Origin of the sequence: Aurantibacter crassamenti, assembly GCF_016811105.1 — a bacterium.
In the GTDB taxonomy this organism is placed as follows: Bacteria; Bacteroidota; Bacteroidia; order Flavobacteriales; family Flavobacteriaceae; genus Aurantibacter_A; species Aurantibacter_A crassamenti.
In genome coordinates, this window is record NZ_JAFBGM010000001.1 from 2,133,470 (window position 1) to 2,148,949 (window position 15,480).

Sequence of the window (15,480 nt, forward strand, 5' to 3'; positions counted from 1 at the left end):
CGCTAAAACATAAGCGATTTATCTTTCGGGTTTAGGGGTAGAAAATTGACATCTAAATAACCACCACTGGCATTATCATCGGTGATAATTTGAGGTTTTCCTTTTAGTGATTCCATTGAAAAACGATGTATATGGCCAGCAAATACACTCATAAGGTTTGGGGCTGAAAACACAGCCTTATGAAAGTTAAAGGTTGTTTCTGTATGTCCTGATTCTGGCCATTTTTGTCGTCCTTCTATTTCGAAATTTGCATCTATCGCTGCTCCCCAATGTGGTGATCCACATCCATAATAGATTGATTTCCCAGGAACGTACAAAGGTATATGTACTAGCAGAATAAGGGGGATGCCACTAGCCACTTGTTCATTAAAAAAAGCCAATTGGTCATCATTGATTTGATAAGTAGAATTATCAATAATAACAAACCGAACTCCTTTTACATCTCGAAATGTCATTAGTGGGTTTTCACCTTGATACAACGGTAAAAGTCTATTTTCAATCCATTGGTCTCTTAAGTCTTCTAAACTTCCTTCCATACCCTCATAATGCCAGTCGTGATTGCCAGCCACATATACATAAGGAATATTAATAGCTTTCAATTTTGCCTGTACCCATTCAATTGCAGCTTCAGACGGAAAGCTAAATATGTCGCCTATCAATGTGATTAAATCAGCCTCTGCTTCTACAGCGAAATTTAAGGCTGCTTCAAATCCTAATTCAGGATTAATCGATTCACCTGTTTTAAAATGACTAGTTTGATTGTAAGCTTTAGCCATACGTTGACTATACTTCTTATAGGGTTCACCCCGCTCATCATCTCTAAAGAGGTGCGTATCGGCAATATGAACAATTTTAATAGATTCCTTTATGTCCTCTGAAAAAAAGTTGAGCACATTATCTTCAATTGTAACACAAAATTCGAGGTCTTTTGCGGAAGGCTGAACAGATTTTTCGTTTGTTGTACAACTAGTTAGCCCTAATCCGATTGATGCGGAAGCCGCATTTTTAAAAAATAACCTGCGTTTCATTTACTTCTTTTTTAATAAGACTGTAAAATAATTAAAATTCGTTGACCGTCTTTCTGAGAGCAACCAAATTGGTCAAAAGTTTTTCTAATTGGTCGAGCGGAAGCATATTAGCACCGTCACTCTTCGCATTGGCCGGATCGAAATGAGTTTCCATAAAAATGCCATCAACACCAGCTGCAATACCTGCGCGAGCAATGGTATTAATTAAGGCAGGTCTTCCGCCAGTGACACCAGATGTTTGATTGGGTTGTTGCAGAGAATGGGTGACATCTAAAACAACGGGTGCAAACTGCTGCATTGTGGGTATTCCTCTGAAATCCACCACCATATCTTGATATCCGAACATCGTACCTCTATCTGTTATCCACACGTGTTGGTTGTCAGAGTCGGTGACTTTAGTTACTGCATGTTGCATACTTTCAGGGCTCATGAATTGTCCTTTTTTCAGATTTACAACTTTACCAGTATTTGCTGCTGCAACCACCAAATCTGTCTGACGAACTAAAAAAGCAGGAATCTGTAAAACATCAACATATTCTGCGGCCAATTCTGCATCAGATTCTTTATGAATGTCGGTAACTGTAGGAATCTTGAAAGTCTCTGAAACCTTACGAAGTATTTTCAAGGCTTTTTCATCACCTATGCCTGTAAACGAATCTACACGACTACGGTTTGCTTTTTTAAAACTTCCTTTAAAAATGTATGGTATTTGAAGTTTATCGGTAATCGTAACTATCTTTTCTGCAATTCGAAGTGCCATATCTTCTCCTTCTATGGCACAAGGGCCTGAAAGCAGAAAAAAGTTGTCACCATCGGTATGTTTGAGTTGATGAATTTTAGAAAGGTCCATATCTTAAATTTTGCATAAAGATAGCATTAAACACAATGTTACTTTTTAGATTTAGAAAAGTAAATCAAAAATCATGGCCAAAAATCTACTCCTATGTTTACTTATTTCAATACCTATTTTGACTAGCGGACAAGTACGTAAACTCAATGAACAAGGCTCAGGCCTTATAAATTTAGAACGACATCAATTTAAGCTAAACCTTGTTGGACCGGGTATTAGTTATGAATTAGGACTTTTTAAAAATGTAACTGCATCAACAAGTTTTGGACCATCGCTTGCATATTATACTGAGGGTTATTCATTTGGTTTTGCTTGGCACACAAGGCTGAGATATTATCATAATCTAACTAGAAGAATAGATATGCGGAAAAATGTAAGTGGTAATTCTGGTAATTATATTTCAGCTGCGCGCAGTGTTTTTTGGGCACCCTTGCAAATTTCAAACAATCTACAAGGGGCAGATGATTTTGCTATGGCATTTTACGGCGGGGTTTATGGTATTCAACGTACCTACGAAAAAGGCTTTAATTTTAATATTGAACTAGGGGCAGGTTACTATAGAGGTGATGGCGTTTTGGACGGATATGGTACTTTGTTAAATTTCAGCTTTGGTTGGGTGCCAACTAAAAGAAAATCTAGAAAGCCAACTTTTGATTGAATATAGTATGACAACCTTCTCAAAATCAATCAAATAAAATTTGTATGAGATTGTGCCAATGCTTTAAAATTAGCAGTATCTTTGCACGCTGAAATTAGAACTTATGTCTGTAACAAAGAATATTGCCATTATTGCCCACGTTGACCACGGTAAAACCACATTGGTTGATAAGATTATGTACCATTGCCAGTTGTTTCGTGAAAATCAAAACACTGGAGATTTGATTTTGGATAATAACGATTTAGAACGTGAAAGAGGAATTACAATTACTTCTAAAAACGTTTCTGTGGTTTATAAAGATACCAAGATTAACATTATCGATACACCTGGTCACGCCGATTTTGGTGGTGAGGTTGAGCGTGTATTGAATATGGCTGATGGAGTTTTATTGTTGGTTGATGCCTTTGAAGGTCCAATGCCACAAACGCGTTTTGTACTGCAAAAAGCGATTGATTTAGGCTTGAAACCTTGTGTGGTAATCAATAAGGTAGATAAAGAAAACTGTACTCCTGAAGAAGTTCATGAAAAGGTTTTTGATTTGATGTTTGAATTAGGTGCTGAAGAATGGCAATTAGATTTCCCTACCGTTTATGGTTCGGCAAAAAATAATTGGATGAGTACTGAATGGGATAATATTACAGATAATATTGAGCCATTATTAGATATGGTTGTTGAGCATATTCCAACTTTTGAGCCTACAGAAGGCAACACTCAAATGTTAATTACTTCTTTAGATTTCTCTTCGTTTACTGGAAGAATAGCTATCGGAAGATTAATTAGAGGTGGTTTAAAAGAAGGGCAACAAATTTCTTTGGTTAAAAGGGATGGTAGTATTGTAAAATCAAAAATAAAAGAGCTTTTTATATTTGAAGGTTTGGGAAGACTAAAAGTAAAAGAAGTGACAACCGGAGATATTTGTGCTATAACAGGTATTGAAGGATTTGAAATTGGCGATACAGTAGCAGATTTAGAAAACCCAGAAGGTTTAAAAACAATTGCTATTGATGAACCAACAATGAGTATGTTGTTTACTATTAATGATAGTCCGTTTTTTGGTCAAGATGGTAAATTTGTTACTTCAAGACATATTAAAGAGCGTTTAGAGCGTGAACTTGAAAAGAATTTAGCCTTGCGTCTTAATGAAACTGATAGTGCTGATAAGTTTTTAGTATTCGGCCGTGGTGTTTTACACTTATCTGTATTAATTGAGACCATGCGTCGTGAAGGGTACGAATTGCAAATTGGTCAACCTCAAGTTATTATCAAAGAAGTTGATGGGGTTAAATGTGAGCCAATTGAATCATTAACTATAGATTTACCAGAAACTGTTTCTGGTAAAGCTGTAGAAATGGTATCAATACGAAAAGGGGAGATGACGAGTATGGAAGCCAAAGGTGATCGTATGATTTGTGAATTTTTAATTCCTTCTCGTGGTATCATTGGTTTACGTAATCAATTGTTAACAGCAACTGCTGGTGAAGCAATTATGGCACACCGCTTTTTAGAGTATCAGCCAATGAAAGGTGATATTCCACAACGTCAAAACGGTTCTTTGGTATCTATGGAAAAAGGAAAAGCAATTCCTTATTCTATTGATAAATTACAGGATCGTGGTAAGTTTTTTGTTGATCCAGGTGAAGATATTTATGAAGGTCAAGTAATTGGCGAGAATTCACGTGGTGATGATATGACAATTAATATCACTAAAACTAAGAAGCTTTCAAACGTACGTTCTTCAGGAGCAGATGATAAAGCTAAAATTGTTCCGGCAATTAAGTTTTCTTTGGAAGAAGCATTAGAATACATTCAAAAAGATGAATACGTTGAAGTAACGCCTAAACATTTAAGGCTACGTAAGATTTATTTAACTGAAGTAGATCGAAAGCGAAATAAAATAGCGTAAGACAAAAAACCTGAACATATGTTCAGGTTTTTTTTTGCTTTGTTATGTAATGAGAATGTTTATGTTCCGACTACCCACGCTTAATTAAAATGTGAGCTTATGAAAATAATAATAAAAGCAGTTAGTTTAATAGCATTACTTTTTATTGTAGGCTGTAAAAATGAATCAAAAACTACTGAAAAGAAAACAGAAATAACCTTAGAAACAAAAGAAATAGTTCCTGATTCTTGGGTTGCTAACAGAGTTGCAAAAGCAAAAGAAAGGTTAGCAGGTAGTGAAGCGGGTAAAATCGTCTGGCAGGCAATGGAGGCCCATGGAGGGCTGTATAAATGGTATAGCAACGGAGCTTTATCTTTTCGCTTTAACTATCAACCATTAGATGGCAGTACAGTTCGTGATAGTTATCAAGTTGTTGATGTATGGAATAACAGAGCTTTGCATACAAGTACAACTGATAAGGATGCAAAATTTGGATGGGATGGATCTACAGCTTGGGTGCAAGCAAAAGATTCTACGGCGTTTGCTTACGATACCAAGTTTTGGGCCTTAACACCATTATATCTATTTGGACACCCTTTTATTCTCGATGGTGAAGGTGTTAATTTAGAATTATTACCAGAAACAAGCTATAAAGGCAAAGTTAATGATGTGGTAAAAGTAACTTTTGAAGCGGGAACTGGTGATGCACCTGATGATTATTATATTTTACAATTCGATAAAGAAAGTCATTTGTTAACAGCAACTAGATATATAGTTTCTTATCCAAAGTATTTTAAGGATGGAGGACACAATCCAGAGAAATTTATGGAGGTCGGTGAATTAGTAAATGTAAGTGGAGTGTTATTGCCTAACGGACTTAAAACTCATTGGACATTAGAAAACCAACAACAAGGCGAGTATATAACTAAAATTGAAATAACTGATATTAAATATGTTCAGAACTTAAAAGATGGTTATTTTGAAGCACCAGAGGGAGCAAAAATTATTAGCAAATAATTGAAGTATAGTTGCCTCATAAAAAAACCTGAACAAAAGTTCAGGTTTTTTTAATTTAGAGTTGTTTGAAAGTATATTAAATATCTTTTAAATTTTTATGTATGGCAGCAGCTGCGGCGCCTACTATGCCTGCGGAATTTCGTAATTCTGCGGGTACTACTGTGGTGTCAATTGTAATGTATTCTTTAAATTCCTTAAAGTTTTTAGATATACCACCACCTAGAATAATTAAATCAGGCGAAATAATTAATTCTACATACTTCAAAAATTTATTAAAACGTTTGCCCCATTGTTTATAGGTAAGTCCGTCTCTGGTTTTCGCCGAATCAGCGGCCCAGAGTTCTATTTTTTTGTGTTTTTTATATGGAATTTGCCCAAGTTCAAAATTCGGAATTAATTCACCATTAAAGAAAGCTCCACTACCCAAACCAGTTCCAATAGTAATCATAAGAACCAGGCCTTGTTTGCCTTTGCCAATTCCGTAGTTTACCGTAGCAAAACCAGCGGCATCAGCATCATTTACTACAGTTACGTCTAAACCTGTAGCGGTACTAAATAATTCTTTTACATTAACATCAAGCCACTTTTTATGTAGATTACCCGGAGACATGCAAATGCCATTTTTAATAACCGTTGGAAAACCAACTCCAACTGGACCTTTATGGTCAAAATGTTTGACTATTTCAGCCACAACCTTTGCCATTTCTTTAGGTTTTCTTGATGGAGGAGTAGGTATTCGATGCCGTTCGGTCAACATTTTGCCTGTTTCTGAGTCTACTAAAGCCCCTTTCATGCCAGAGCCACCAATATCAATACCGAGTACAACCATTGTTATTTTTATGTTAAGAACTGCAAAATAAGAAAAACTTTTGTGAGAATTTAAGTAAAGATGGATAGACTCTAATTTTCGCTGTATAGCCCTGCATTTCCCTGTTCTAAAAGGGGGAGTAATTTTTCCACAATATCAAGATTTTCAGCTGCTATATTTATGTGTTCTTTGTCAGTTTGTCTATGGTCATACAACTCAATTCTAGGGTTGTCATTGCTATAATATTTAGTAAGTCTATAATCCTTGGTACGCAGTGAAATGCCTTGTTTAAAATAGCTATAAGCAACATCCTCTTTATCTTTTTCGTCCATTGATTTTAAGAAACTATCTCCATCTAATTTTTGCTCTAAAGGGATATTCGCTAATTCTAATAAAGTTGGATAAATGTCTACGGATTCTACAATTTGATTAACCCTTTTATTCTTGTGTGTCAAGTATGGAGATTTCACTATTAAGGTACTTTTCAATGCATTTTCAAATAACGTATGCTTACCCCATACACGTTGGTCGCCTAGGTGCCATCCATGATCACCCCAAAGCACGATGATGGTATTTTTATCAAGACCAGTAGCCTTTAACTCTTGAGTAAGCTTTCCTATCTGTGCATCGATATAGCTAATTGAAGCTAAGTAGGCATGTTTTAATTTTCGAGCATATGCTTCAGATACAGATTTTGAGAGACTAGCTTTTTCATCGCCTAAGGCATATTGATTAAACTCTCCACTTTCATGTAAACTCTTTAAATTTATATGTTCTGGAATATTAGGGTTGTCACTTATAAGTAGTGAATCTCGATTGTATAAATCCCAATATTTTTTTGGCGCATTAAACGGTAAGTGCGGTTTGAAAAAGCCAACACCCATAAAAAATGGTTTATTTTGATTTTTGAGTTCGCGAAGTTTTGCTATCGCTAGATTTGTAGTGAGTCCGTCAGGGTATCCTTCATCATCTACTTCACCAGCTTCATAGGGTTTTACTTGCTTTTTTAAACTTTGTCTATTTTCACCATTTGCATATGCGAAAAAGGCATTCCAACCCGTTTTCCATTTTCCTGCGTTGAAGAGAAGTTCAGTCCAGCTTTGTGGTAATTCTCTTTTTTTTGACGGCGTAGCTTCATAGTCATAAACAAATCCATCTGCCGAATGACTAATTTTTCCTATTCCGACCGTATGATAACCTTCTTGTTTAAAGCGATGAATGAATGTTTCTGGTAACGAATCTATAGGTTTATCTGAAAGCTCTTTTTCAATAGCATTATTTGATAAATGAATGGGCTTCCACGGGCGATAACCTGTTAATAAAGAATGTCTAGAAGCACCACAAGTAGGTACTTGTACATAGTGATTCATAAAAAGTGATCCTTCTGACGCCAAGGCATCTATATTTGGTGAAATCACATAATCTTTGCCATAAGTCCCAAGTTCTGCACGTAAATCATCAACGGCTATAAAAAGAATATTTGGTCTAACAGTTTTTTCTGGTTCATTGCTGCAACTCATTAGGGCAATAGAAAAAATAAATAATAGTAATCTTATTAGTGAAGTTTTCAATGGCTTTTGAGTTCAAATTATTTAATGAATAGTTCTTTAATATGTTCCATGGTTTTTCCTTTTATTAGCCATGAAACTGCAAATGGTACTACTGCAATAGTTTCTAAAATATAAACATCGTATTTGGTAATTTTAAAGCCATCTTGTATTAAATCAGCAATAAAAAGCATGAATAAAAGAACTAAAGTGCCCCATACAATGTTACCACAAATCGCGTAAATTTTATTGTTTGTAGTATTGTTTCCTCTAGTGAATTTGAATTTTGACATCCATCCCATTGTAAAAATAAAAACTGCTGCGCTTATTAAATGAATCGTATTTGTTGTTTTGTCATTATGACCTAAAAGAGGGTAGCTATTTGAAACGCACAAATCATTAATTGGTATACTTTCACTGCTTGAGCAATAGGTGGGAAAAAACACAACAATCAATGCTGCAATTCCACCAATATTAGTGAGCATATCATCGCTTATTTTTTCTGTTGCATCTACTTTATAACCTCTGTATGAAATTAAAAACAAACCAAAACTAGATAAGATTATGATGAATAATAATGATGAAAAAGAGAGGTAGTAATAATGGCTTATCGACGATAAAAATTGGCCTTCTGTCAACGGAAGTAGAAAGGGTAGTGCTAAGCCCAAAGCGCCGATAAGTTTGCGTATTCGATAATCAGAATGCTGTATTTCTTGTGCTGACATGGCTATGTTGAAAAGTATCTACATCTTAAAGTTACAAAAGGCCTTTAACAAACAAGTATTGCTGGAATAATATTTGTGTTTTAATAGTTGTGGCTGATTTTATAACTGAAGATAATAAAACCAGTAGGCAACATCCCTTATTCATCACTTGCCAAAATAGAATTAGTACTTATTACTTCAAATGCTTCTCAAAGAAGTCTATAGTTCTATTCCATGCTAATTCTGCCGCTTCACGATCATACCTTGGCGTGGTGTCATTATGAAAACCATGGTTTGCATTTTCGTAAATAAAAGCTTCATATTCTTTTCCATTTGCTTTTAAAGCAGTTTCATAAGCGGGCCAACCTTCGTTGACACGTTTATCTAATTCTCCGAAATGCAGCATGAGTGGTGCATTTATTTGAGCAATATTTTCAGTTGGTTGACCACCGTAGAAAGGCACTGCAGCACCTAATTCTGACACCTCAACCGCCATCATATTCGAAATCCATCCACCAAAACAAAATCCTACCACACCTACTTTTCCAGAACACTCCGGATGCTTTTTTAGATATTCAAAAGCAGCTTTGAAGTCGGTTAACATTTCGTTTCTATCTCTTTTTCGTTGCAATTCACGGCCATCATCATCGTTTCCAGGGTATCCACCCAATGGAGTTAAAGCATCGGGGGCTAAAGAAATAAAACCAGCCAAACCGGCTCTTCTGCCAACATCTTCAATATGCGGATTTAAACCTCTGTTTTCATGTACTACGATAATACCTGGAAGTTTTTCAGTAGCCGATGCGGGTCTTGAAAGAAGTCCTTTTATAGTGCCTCCACCAGCAGGTGAATCATAATTAATATATTCAGATTTTAAACGCGTGTCGTCTTGTTGAATTTGTATTTTTTTGACGTAATCAGGCGATATAAAACTAAGTAAAGATGAAACCGTTAATCCACCTACAGCATAAGTAGATAGTTTGTCTAAAAAAAGTCTTCTGCTTACACGATTGTGCGCATAATCATCATATAAATCAAATACTTCTTGTTGAATATCTTCTTTTTTTAAATTTTTCATAGCCTAGTTTTTTGTAAAAGTTAATGTAGAACACGTTTCATAAAATCTTCTTTAAATGCACGGCCAATTGGTAGGGCTGTTTTTTCATTTAAGCGAACAAGGTTACCTGATATTTTTTCAATTCGAGCAATATTAATAATGTATGATTTATGAATGCGAATAAATTTTTTAGAATCTAAAATTCCTTCCCAATGACGAAGTGGTTCTTGCGAAAGATGCTTTTTTTCAACAGTGAAAATTTCTGTGTAATCAGCATCAGATTGAATAAAAAGAATATCACTTATATTGATTTTAATATGTTCATATCCTGATTTAATAAATATAATGTCTGTTGAATCAGTACTATTCAGCTCTTTTTCTTTTTGTGATAATTCAGTTTGAGAAATAGTGACTTTAGATACAGCTTGAACAAAACGTTCAAAAGAAAAAGGCTTTAAAAGATAATCTAAAACAGCATATTCATAGCTTTCTAAAGCATACTCAGAAAAGGCCGTAGTTAAAATTACATTAGGTCTGTTATTTAAACTTTTTAGAAAATCTATTCCTGATATTTTTGGAAGATGAATATCTAAAAAAATTAAATCAACTGATTCTGTTTTTAAAAAAGCCAAACCTTGAATAGCATCAGCAAATGTGGCTTTCAAGTTCATGTTATCCATGTCACCGATATACTTTTGGAGTACTCTTTGAGCTGGTGGTTGGTCTTCTATGATAATACAGTCTATCATTTTTTAAACTGTTTTTAATTGCATTTTTAAAGATACGCCGTAATTGTTTTCACTTTCGCTAATTTGTAATTCATGTGCATCAGGGTATAAAAGTTGCAATCGTTTTTTTACATTTTGTAGACCAATACCTTTTGATAGACTATCTGTATTTCCTACTGGTTGAAAAGTGTTGTTGCACTTAAAATCTAGAATACCTGCATCATTTACAGTTAAGTCTATTTTAATATTAATGTCTTTTGATTGACTTGCTGTGCTGTGTTTGAAAGCATTTTCAATAAAAACATTTAAAATTAATGGGGCTATTTTAAAACCAGTTTCGGTAGTTGATGTGTTTATTGTTACGGTGCCACGTTCTTCAATTTGCAATTCATTCAGTTTGGTGAAATTCTTCAGATGTTCTATTTCTTTAGACAAGGCTACGTATTTTTCTTTGCAATCATATAACATGTAACGCAACACTGATGAAAGTTCAAGAATTATTGATGGTGTTTTTGGCGATTGCATAATCGCGTACGAATAAAGATTGTTTAGATTATTGAATAAGAAGTGCGGATTAATCTGTGACTTTAAAAACTGTAATTCACTATCTCGAATAGACAGACGTAACTCCTCCACTTCCAATTGTTTTTTTGATGCATCCCAAGCAAATTTAAACCCAGCTAAAATTGTAATAACAGGCATAACATCTAATAGGCTATAAATTACTCCAGGAAAATGTTGACCACGTGTGTCGGGGTAATAAATGCGTTCAAGAATTAATTCTTCAACAGCAATAATTATAGCTACCATTATGGCAACATATAAGAAAAAAAAGAAGTATTTTTTTCTATAAAAAAAGTGCGGTAAAAGCACAAAATTAATAATCAATGCCCCTAAGGCGTAATTCAAAAAAGCAACTATTTTGAATTCGGGAATTTGAGGTTCATTTCTGTCAAATGAAAAAAACAAAAACAAGACAATGTTCAGTATTACCTGAAAAATGACTTCTTTTGAAAGGCTATTTAATGAAAATTTTTTGGGCACCATATTATAAAAATAGGATTTTAAAACAAGTAGTAAATTAAAATACTGCCATCGACAAGTTTATACAGGTAAACGTCAGAACAAAAAAGATATGTCGTTTGCATGATAACCTATGTCGTTTAAAGAATATGAAATGACAATATGAGTTAAAATGCTAAATTTTATAGAATCAAATGAAAATCGGAATGTTATGAAAAATAAAGTGTGTAATTTATTTCTGTTCACATTTTTACTATTAAATTTTGGGTATGTTTTTGCACAATCAAGTACCACAATTAAAGGTGTTGTGCTTGAAGAACTAAATCAACAGCCTATAGGGTTTGCAACTGTTTTAATTGCAGATGCTGAAACTAAGAAGCCAATTGATGGCACCACCACACTTGAAGATGGTAGTTTTACATTTGAAACTGAAGCAGATAATTTTTATATAGAAGTCAGTTTTTTAGGTTTTCAAACAATGACTTTTGCGCAACCACCTGCTCAAAACAGTACCATTGATTTAGGAAATGTAGTTTTGAAAGAGGATGCTGAACAATTACAAGAAGTTGTTGTTCAAGGTGAAATATCGCGAACAGAATTCAAATTAGACAAAAGAGTTTTTAACGTAGGTAAAGATTTGAGTTCAACAGGTGCAAGTGCAATGGAAGTATTGAACAATGTACCATCAGTAAATGTAAATATTGAAGGCGAGATAAGTTTACGTGGCAGTCAAGGGGTACAAATACTTATAAATGGAAAACCTTCAGTTATTGCTAGTGAGCAAGGCAATACATTGGGTACCATTACTGCTGATATGATTGATAGGGTAGAGGTAATTACCAATCCGTCTGCGAAATATGATGCTGAAGGAACATCAGGAATCATTAATATCGTTATTAAAAAAGAACAACGTAAAGGTTTCAATGGATCTGTGTCTGTAAATACAGGGGCGCCAGATGCACATAGTATTGGAGTGAGTTTGAACCGTAGAAGTGAAAAGTTCAATTTGTTCACGCAAATAGGTTTTGGTATTCGCGAATTACCACAAGATAAAATTAACAGAAATGTTGATTTGGTGAGTGATACAACTATAGTTTCAACCGGAACAGAATATAGAAATGAAACCTACTATAATATTGTTTTGGGTACTGATTATTATATTGATGACACCAATGTGTTAACCTTGTCTGGTAATTTTGCCATGGAAAAAGAGGATCAACCTTCCACAACAAATTTTAGTGAAATTGCAGGTGCCAACCAAATAGTTTCTGAATGGCAACGAAATGAAATAACTGAGGCCACCAATCCTAAATTACAATTTGAACTACAGTATAAAAAAGATTTTGAAGGTGATGAAGATCACAATTTAGTATTCAGCTCATTGGGTAGCTTTTTTGCAAAAGATCAGTCTTCAGAGTTTTTTAATACGCGAGTAAGTGGTGATTATGATGATTCGCAACAAAAAACCCGAACTGATTTTAAAGAGGCGGTTTACACGTTTAAGCTAGATTATACAAAACCATTTTTAGAAAATTGGAAATTAGAATCTGGCGCTCAATATGTGTTGAATGATGTGGCAAACGATTTTGAGGTTAGCAATTTAGAAGGAATTAATTTTGTTTTAGATCCAGGTTTAACCAATGTATTTGAGTTTAAACAAAATGTGTTAGGCCTTTATGGTACAGGTTCTTATGAAGGTGAAAAATGGGGTGTAATGGCAGGTTTACGATTAGAACAAACCAGTTTGAATACGTTACTGGCAAACACAAATCAAGAGAATAATCGTGATTACACAAATTTTTTCCCAAGTGCCCACACGTCTTATAAGTTCAGTGATAAAGTGTCTATACAAGCTGGTTATTCTAAACGAGTTTACAGACCTAGAATGTGGGATCTAAATCCGTTTTTCAATATTAGAAATAATTTTAATATCCGTCAGGGTAATCCAGATTTGCAACCTGAATTTACCGATTCTTACGAGATAAACAGCATTTACATTTTAGGAAAAGCTTCTTTAAATTTCGGTGTGTATCACAGATATACAACAGATGTTATAGAACGTATCTCAATTATTGAAAGCAATGTGAATACGGTACGACCAGAAAATATTGGAGAAAATAATACAACGGGTATTGAATTCAATGGTAAATATAGTCCCGCTAAATGGATGACTTTAAATGGTGATTTTAATTGGAGTCAGTTTGTACGTGAAGGAACTTTTGAGAGTACTGTTTTTGATTTTAATGGCGATCAATGGACATCAAAATTAATGGCTAAATTTAAGTTGCCAGCTGATTTTGAAGTGGAGACAACGGGTAGTTATCAATCTGAAGTAAAAACAGTACAAGGCGTACGAAGTGATTTCCTCTTTATGGATATGGGGGTTCGTAAAAACATAATGAAAGGTAAAGCAGTATTAAATTTGAGTGTTCGTGATTTGTTTGCATCACGAATAAATGAAAGTCTCATTGCTCAAAATGATTCTGAAGTATATAGTAGGGGTATGCGCGGTACTTTTGTTGCATTAGGTTTTAGCTATGGTTTTGGAAAAGGAGAGGCCATGCAATATTCAGGTCAGCGCCGAAGATTTTAAAGGTTAGTAGGCAATTAAAATGCATTAAAGTATCTTGCAAATAGTTTCCCGCTAACTTAAAATTCAAAAAACTTCATGAGATTAAAAGATAAAATTGCAATTGTAACAGGCGGCGCTAGAGGAATAGGCCAAGCTGTTTCTGAGCTTTTTGCAAGAGAAGGTGCAACGGTAATTATTATAGATCTTTTAGCTGATGGGCAAGCAGTTGCAGACAAAATTAATGCTGCAAATGGTAGTGCGCAATACCATAATATTTCAGTAACAAACAAATCGGCTGTAGAAAAGCTTTTTTCAGAGATTTTCGCCAAATATGGTACGATTGATATTTTAATAAATAATGCAGGCATCACTCGTGATCGAACACTAGAGAAGATGAGTGAAACGGAGTGGGATGCTGTAATTGAAGTTAATCTAAAAGGGGTATTTATTTGTACACAGGCTGTAGCTGGTTATATGAAAAATAAAAAGTATGGTAGAATTGTCAGTGCTGCTTCAAACGTTGGTTTACGAGGTAATTTCGGTCAGACAAATTATGCGGCAACAAAGGCGGGTGTTATTGCAATGTCTAAAACTTGGGCGATTGAATTGGGGAAATTCGGAATTACTGCAAATGCAATTGCACCAGGGTTTACCATGACAGAAATGGTAAAAGAAATTCCCGAAGCGCACTTAGATCAAATAAAAAAAAGTATTCCATTACAATCAGTAGCGCAGCCCATTGATATTGCATATGGCTATCTCTATTTAGCTTCTGATGAGGCACGTTATGTGTCAGGAATCTGTTTAACTATTGATGGTGGTGCTTCACGATAATTATTGGTTAAAAAAACATTTTTAAACCCTAATAAAACTATCTACCCGCTCTTTGAATTACTTCAAAAACTTGATTTCCATCTAACTTTAAAGTCTTAGAAGGAAATTTTAAAATCAAAGCATAATCATGAGTTGCCATTAAAATTGTTCGGCCTGCTTTGTTGATATCTTGCAGTACTTTCATGACTTCAACACTAGTTTGTGGATCAAGATTTCCGGTAGGCTCATCGGCTATAATTAATTCAGGGTCATTAAGTAAGGCGCGAGCAATAGCAACACGTTGTTGTTCACCACCCGAAACTTGATGCGGAAATTTAAAACCTTTGGTTTGCATTCCAACTTTTTCAAGAACTTCTTTAATTTTATTGTCGATGGCTTTGCTGTCTTTCCAGCCTGTTGCTTTTAATACGAAAAGTAGATTATTGTAAATATTTCGGTCTGGTAATAATTTAAAATCTTGAAAAACAATACCTAATTTTCTACGTAAAAAAGGAATGTCTTTTTCTCTTAGTTTTGTCAGGTCAAAATCAACAATACTTCCTGTACCTTGTTGCAACGGCAAGTCACCATAGAGCGTTTTCATGAAACTACTTTTACCACTTCCGGTTTTACCGATGAGATAAACAAAATCACCTTTGTTGACGTGAAGGCTGATGTTGTTGAGTACAAGGCTTTCCTTTTGAAAAACTGCTACATCTTTGAGTTCAAGAATTACTTCAGACATTGTTTAGGTTTGTGTATTATGGTAATATTGCTTTTTTGAAAAGTGTTT

Annotated in this window: 14 protein-coding genes; 5 read left to right on the plus strand and 9 right to left on the minus strand. The window is 34.6% G+C overall.

The window, feature by feature from the left end; translation table 11 throughout:
* Positions 1-2 precede the first annotated feature (2 nt).
* Together JQC67_RS08685 and kdsA are read right to left on the minus strand one after the other, a co-directional pair.
* The gene (locus JQC67_RS08685; protein WP_203252425.1) at positions 3-1,028 is read right to left on the minus strand and encodes a metallophosphoesterase family protein; all 1,026 of its coding nucleotides are present in this window, start codon (positions 1,026-1,028) and stop codon (positions 3-5) included.
* A 31-nt stretch (positions 1,029-1,059) separates the two neighbouring features.
* Positions 1,060-1,878, minus strand: coding sequence for a 3-deoxy-8-phosphooctulonate synthase (gene kdsA / locus JQC67_RS08690; protein ID WP_203252426.1), 819 nt, complete (start codon positions 1,876-1,878; stop codon positions 1,060-1,062).
* 73 nt (positions 1,879-1,951) lie between these two features.
* Here kdsA and JQC67_RS08695 point away from each other — a divergent pair, with 73 nt between their 5' ends.
* The 3 genes from JQC67_RS08695 to JQC67_RS08705 all read left to right on the plus strand — a co-directional run bounded on the left by JQC67_RS08695 (position 1,952) and on the right by JQC67_RS08705 (position 5,435).
* The gene (locus JQC67_RS08695) at positions 1,952-2,536 is read left to right on the plus strand and encodes a hypothetical protein (RefSeq protein WP_203252427.1); all 585 of its coding nucleotides are present in this window, start codon (positions 1,952-1,954) and stop codon (positions 2,534-2,536) included.
* A 103-nt stretch (positions 2,537-2,639) separates the two neighbouring features.
* Complete coding sequence (typA, locus tag JQC67_RS08700) at positions 2,640-4,439, plus strand: translational GTPase TypA (RefSeq protein WP_203252428.1); 1,800 nt, start codon at positions 2,640-2,642, stop codon at positions 4,437-4,439.
* A 99-nt stretch (positions 4,440-4,538) separates the two neighbouring features.
* Positions 4,539-5,435, plus strand: a complete 897-nt coding sequence (locus JQC67_RS08705; RefSeq protein ID WP_203252429.1) for a LolA-like protein — start codon at positions 4,539-4,541, stop codon at positions 5,433-5,435.
* A 76-nt stretch (positions 5,436-5,511) separates the two neighbouring features.
* Here JQC67_RS08705 and ppgK read toward each other — a convergent pair whose 3' ends face one another.
* From ppgK to JQC67_RS08735, 6 genes are all read right to left on the minus strand, one after another.
* The gene (ppgK, locus tag JQC67_RS08710) at positions 5,512-6,264 is read right to left on the minus strand and encodes a polyphosphate--glucose phosphotransferase (protein WP_203252430.1); all 753 of its coding nucleotides are present in this window, start codon (positions 6,262-6,264) and stop codon (positions 5,512-5,514) included.
* A gap of 71 nt (positions 6,265-6,335) precedes the next feature.
* Complete coding sequence (locus JQC67_RS08715) at positions 6,336-7,763, minus strand: sulfatase (RefSeq protein ID WP_203252431.1); 1,428 nt, start codon at positions 7,761-7,763, stop codon at positions 6,336-6,338.
* 68 nt (positions 7,764-7,831) lie between these two features.
* Positions 7,832-8,515 carry a hypothetical protein gene (locus tag JQC67_RS08720; RefSeq protein ID WP_203252432.1) on the minus strand — a complete coding sequence of 228 codons (684 nt, stop codon included), beginning with the start codon at positions 8,513-8,515 and terminating at the stop codon, positions 7,832-7,834.
* A gap of 172 nt (positions 8,516-8,687) precedes the next feature.
* Positions 8,688-9,572, minus strand: a complete 885-nt coding sequence (locus JQC67_RS08725; protein ID WP_203252433.1) for a dienelactone hydrolase family protein — start codon at positions 9,570-9,572, stop codon at positions 8,688-8,690.
* A 20-nt stretch (positions 9,573-9,592) separates the two neighbouring features.
* A complete protein-coding gene (locus tag JQC67_RS08730) occupies positions 9,593-10,300 on the minus strand; it encodes a LytR/AlgR family response regulator transcription factor (RefSeq protein ID WP_203252434.1) in 708 nt (235 codons plus the stop codon).
* Positions 10,301-10,303: 3 nt separating this feature from the next.
* Positions 10,304-11,089 carry a sensor histidine kinase gene (locus JQC67_RS08735; RefSeq protein ID WP_238934541.1) on the minus strand — a complete coding sequence of 262 codons (786 nt, stop codon included), beginning with the start codon at positions 11,087-11,089 and terminating at the stop codon, positions 10,304-10,306.
* Positions 11,090-11,513: 424 nt separating this feature from the next.
* Here JQC67_RS08735 and JQC67_RS08740 point away from each other — a divergent pair, with 424 nt between their 5' ends.
* The gene (locus JQC67_RS08740; protein ID WP_203252436.1) at positions 11,514-13,895 is read left to right on the plus strand and encodes a TonB-dependent receptor domain-containing protein; all 2,382 of its coding nucleotides are present in this window, start codon (positions 11,514-11,516) and stop codon (positions 13,893-13,895) included.
* A 75-nt stretch (positions 13,896-13,970) separates the two neighbouring features.
* Positions 13,971-14,708, plus strand: a complete 738-nt coding sequence (fabG, locus tag JQC67_RS08745) for a 3-oxoacyl-ACP reductase FabG (RefSeq protein ID WP_203252437.1) — start codon at positions 13,971-13,973, stop codon at positions 14,706-14,708.
* Between the two features lie 37 nt (positions 14,709-14,745).
* On the opposite strand, the gene JQC67_RS08750 is transcribed toward fabG, so the two are convergent.
* Positions 14,746-15,432 (minus strand): cell division ATP-binding protein FtsE, encoded by a 687-nt coding sequence (locus tag JQC67_RS08750; protein ID WP_203252438.1) that lies wholly within the window; start codon positions 15,430-15,432, stop codon positions 14,746-14,748.
* Positions 15,433-15,480: the final 48 nt, after the last annotated feature.